Source organism: Chitiniphilus eburneus (assembly GCF_005048205.1).
Taxonomy (GTDB): Bacteria; Pseudomonadota; Gammaproteobacteria; order Burkholderiales; family Chitinibacteraceae; genus Chitiniphilus; species Chitiniphilus eburneus.
Window position 1 is genome coordinate 1 of record NZ_SUMF01000063.1, and the last position, 4,191, is coordinate 4,191.

The window sequence follows — 4,191 nt, forward strand, 5'->3', positions numbered from 1 at the left end:
GGGTCGAGCGCGCCGGTGCGCAACGCCGCCGAGGTCACCCCGGCGCGGACCAGCGCTTCGGGCGAGCCGGCCAGCGCGGCGGTCGGCGCGGCACCCGCCGCCGCCGCTGCCGCCGCGGCAAGCTGCGCGCCCACGACATCCTGCGCGCCCGTCGTCGCAATGTCGGTCGCCGCCTGGGCCGCGCGGGCCGTCACGCCATTGGCGGCGCGGCTCTCGGCAAATCCAAGGCTGGATACATTGAAGGGATCGTCGAACGGCCCCGGCACGCGCAGGCGCAAAGGATCGGCCTTGCTCGCCGCCACGCTGGCGGCACCGATTTCGTCCACCAGCCGCGTCACCTCGGTGCCGCGCCCATCCTCATCCACCGGCGTGACCAGCAGCGGCAACGGCTCCGCCGTCCGGACCGCGCCAGGCTGGGTTGCCGCGGGCAACACCACCGGCGGCACCACATTCGGGGAAACGGCTGCAATCGGGTCGATGGCCATGAGCATCTCCTGAAGCGGGTTGCCGCGACCGGCCAGCACACACAGGGGGCCTGGTACGCGGGAGCCATTCGTTAGAATGCCCGGCCCGCGTAAAAGTGCCCGGCGCCCGCCCACGTTCCGACCAGCGTTCATCCATAGCGGCACCGGCAGACCGCAGCATTCACGCCCATTAGCTGACAACCGGTCGGTGGCAGCGCCATTTCATGGTGATAAGCTGACGGCACAAATCGAGCAGCACCCTCATATAAAGGCAGGCAGCAGGCTAGGCCGAGTTGTCGCCCCTCCCCCGCAAGACCACACAAAGTGGCTTCCATACAAGGCTTTACGCAAATTTTCGCGTCATCGCCTCATGCCGATCATCGCTACGGCCAGCGTTGACTGTCAGTTTTCAGTCAACGATAATATTTCTAATATTGAAAGCATAGCGCGTTGCCACCGCAGGCAGACATGACGCATGCCTGTAGGCGCGCTCCGTCCTCCAACGAGGTTTTGCATGTTATCCAGACTTCTTCGCAACAAGACACTGCTGGCCGGCGTGGCCGTGCTGGTGATCGGCGCCGCATCCTGGTACGGCTGGCAACAACACCGGGATTCCGCGCAACAACAGGCCCTGGCGGCCAGCACCCTGCCGCAGACGGCACAGGCGATGCGTGAGCAGCCGGACGCCTGGTTCGCCGCCGAGCGCGATCTCTCCACCCTGGCGCGCGACCTGGACGCCGACCGCGTTGCCGCCCTGGGGCTGGCGCGCAACAGCGTACTGGTCAGCACCCGTGCCGGCGCGCGCTATTTCGTACAGGACGGGCGCGGCACGCCAGTAGCCCAATGGGCACTGGATCGCTACCGCGACCATGCCACCCCGTTCCAGGTGGTGATGCTCAACAACGTCAGTTACGACGGCGCCGGCAATGACGCCGGCAGCGCGCTGGAGCTGGTCGGGCGCAGTCTGAACATCACCCTGATGCTGGGCCTGCTGGGCGTCATGGTCTGGATGGTGCGCGGCGGCGGGGTCGGCGGACGCCAGTACGACCTGAATCTCAAAGTGGAAACCACGTTCGACGACGTGATCGGCGCCAAGGAGGCCAAACATGCGTTGCAGGATATCGCCGCCTTCCTCAAGACCCCGGAATCGTTCGCCGCGCTTGGCGCGCGGCCGTCGGCGGGCGTGCTGATGTCGGGCCCGCCCGGCACCGGCAAGACCTTGCTGGCGCGCGCGCTGGCCGGCGAATGCGGCGTGTCGTTCATTGCCGCATCCGGCAGCGATTTCACCTCCAAGTTCTACGGCGTGGGGCCGATGAAAGTGAAGGCCCTGTTCAAGGCCGCGCGCAAGCATGCGCCGTGCATCCTGTTCATCGACGAGATCGACGGCATCGGCAAGCGCACCAGCAGCGGCAACGGCCCGGCCGAAAGCGAGGGCAACCGCATCATCAACCAGGTGCTGGTCGAGATGGACGGCTTCGCACCCGGCGACGGTGTGATCGTGGTCGGCGCCACCAACCTGGTGGACAACGTCGATGAAGCCCTGCTGCGCGAGGGCCGGTTCGACCGCCGCGTGCATGTGAAGCTGCCCGACGTGATCGACCGCGAAGGCATCTTCCGCCTGTACGCCGACCGCGTGAAAACCGAGGCCGGCATCGATTACGAACAACTGGCACGCCTGACCACCGGGCTGTCGCCGGCAGCGGTGGCATCGATCGTCAACCAGGCAACGCTGCTGGCGGCCAAGGCCGGCAAGGATGCCGTGGGCCAGCGCGAATTCCAGGAAGCCATCGAGATTTCGCGCATGGGCGAGATCAATGGCGCCGTGCGCGCGCTGACCACCGAGGAGCGCGAGCGCGTGGCGGTGCACGAGGCCGGCCACGCCGTGATCGCGCAACTGCTGAACGTGGGCCGGGTGGAAAAGGTCACCATCCTGCCGCGCGGTGGCGCGCTGGGGGTGACGCTGGTTTCCCCGCCCGAGGATCGCCACCTGCATCGCAAGTCCGAACTGGAAAACCGCATCGTCATGTTGCTGGGCGGCCGCTGCGCCGAACTGCTCACCTATGGCGAAGCATCGACCGGCGCCGCACACGATCTACAGGAAGCCTCCCGCATTGCGCTGGCGATGGTGGCACAGTACGGCTTCGGCGGCAGCGGCTCGCTGTTCAACCTGGCCGCCATCGAGAACCCTGCGCTGGTGCAGCCGGAAATGGGTAACGCCATCGAAGAAGCGAAGCAGTTGCTGTCGCGGCTCGAAGAACAATGCACGGCGCACCTCACCAGCCACGCTGGCGCGCTACGCCATATCGTGGCGGAGTTGCTGGATAAGGAAACGGTGCCCGGCAACGTCGTGGAACAGGCTGTGGCCAGTATATCGCCCGAATTGCGGGCGGCCTGAACGCAGGCCGGATCGGCCTTGCGACATCGACCCGGAGCGATAGAATCCGGGCGTCACATAGCGCGAACGCTGTGTCGGGGGGCGCAGCGGGATCGCGAATGGCTTCGGACGGGCTGCAAAGCCAGGGCGGGAGGGGGAGCTACCGCCACTTCATCGTCCAGAAGCGACGCGTCGCCGCGTCATTGAGTGCCGGCCCAAGGGCCGGTTTTTTTTTGCCTCGCGGGCGGGCACGGTGCCCTGCCCCGGCATGGCTCGACGCTACAAAGCCTTGCCGGGCGCGTGGACGCCTACTTGCGATCCAGCACCCAACGCGCCAGTGCGGCGGCCTCGGCCTCCGAAACGCCGGGGTTGGCCGGCATCGGCAGTTGCCCCCAGTGTCCTTTGCCGCCCTTGCGGATGATCCGGGCCAGCTCGCCGGGGGCTTTGGCGTCACCCCGGTAGCGGTCGGCGATCTCCTTGAACGACGGCCCGACGATGCGCGCCGCCGGCGCATGGCAGGAAAGGCAGGCGCGGCTGGCGGCCAGCCGCGCGGGATCGGCGGCCGACGCGGGCCAGGAACACAGCAGGCATAACAGCGCCACGATGCGCTGTGGTGGAATGGATGACATGGGGGCTCCGAAAGGCGGGACAGCCGCCTGGCGATCCGGCCATCGCGTGCATCGATGCGATGATGAAAGCCAAAGGATAGCGGCAGTCCTTACAATAACGACGATGACGCGTCCGCTGGCGCGTCCTTTCAAGCTCATTGATAACGGTCAAGAATCACACCTCATGGACTATTTTCCGCTGTTTCTCGATCTGCGCGCCCAACCCTGTCTGCTGGTGGGGGGCGGCGAGGTCGCGCTGCGCAAGGCCCAGTTGCTGCTGGCTGCTGGCGGCCACCTGACCGTGGTGGCGCCCGCCCTGTGCGAGGGGCTGGCCGCGCTGCGGGAACAGAACCGGCTCGTGCATCGGGCGCGCCGCTGGCAACCCGACGACCTCCAGGGTATGCGCCTGGCGATCGCCGCCACCGACGACACCGCGATCAACGCCGACGTGCACCACCATTGCGAGGCGGCGGGCATCCTGGTCAACGTGGTGGACGATCCGGCGCGCTGCCGTTTCATCACCCCCTCCATCGTCGATCGCTCGCCGCTGATGATCGCCATTTCCAGCGGCGGCAACGCACCGGTGCTGGCGCGGCTGATCCGCGCCCGCATCGAGGCCTGGCTGCCACATGGCTACGGCGCGCTGGCGCAGTTGGCCGGGCGCCTGCGCGACCGGGTGAAGGCGCGGTTCGGGCACGATGACCGCGCGCGGCGCCGCTTCTGGGAACAGGCGCTGGACGGCCCG

General features: G+C 67.4%; 4 protein-coding genes. 2 read left to right on the forward strand and 2 right to left on the reverse strand.

Going from position 1 to position 4,191, the window contains the following annotated elements; all coding sequences use genetic code 11:
- On the reverse strand, positions 1-485 hold a 485-nt coding region (locus FAZ21_RS19815), incomplete at its 3' end, for a hypothetical protein (RefSeq protein WP_211243545.1).
- Positions 486-978: 493 nt separating this feature from the next.
- On the opposite strand from FAZ21_RS19815, the gene FAZ21_RS19820 reads away from it, so the two are divergent.
- The gene (locus FAZ21_RS19820; protein ID WP_169307513.1) at positions 979-2,859 is read left to right on the forward strand and encodes an ATP-dependent metallopeptidase FtsH/Yme1/Tma family protein; all 1,881 of its coding nucleotides are present in this window, start codon (positions 979-981) and stop codon (positions 2,857-2,859) included.
- 287 nt (positions 2,860-3,146) lie between these two features.
- Here the strand turns inward: FAZ21_RS19820 and FAZ21_RS19825 are convergent, their stop codons facing one another.
- Entirely contained in the window at positions 3,147-3,467 is a 321-nt protein-coding gene (locus tag FAZ21_RS19825) for a c-type cytochrome (RefSeq protein ID WP_246038797.1), read from the reverse strand.
- A 163-nt stretch (positions 3,468-3,630) separates the two neighbouring features.
- Here FAZ21_RS19825 and FAZ21_RS19830 point away from each other — a divergent pair.
- Positions 3,631-4,191 (forward strand): precorrin-2 dehydrogenase/sirohydrochlorin ferrochelatase family protein (locus tag FAZ21_RS19830; RefSeq protein WP_136775157.1); only part of this gene is annotated, 561 nt, incomplete at its 3' end.

Bases quoted from the DNA above. Each gene is read 5' to 3' on its own strand.
- FAZ21_RS19825 (WP_246038797.1), bottom strand. From the start codon at position 3,467: ATGTCATCCATTCCACCACAGCGCATCGTGGCGCTGTTATGCCTGCTG.
- FAZ21_RS19820 (WP_169307513.1), top strand. From the start codon at position 979: ATGTTATCCAGACTTCTTCGCAACAAGACACTGCTGGCCGGCGTGGCC.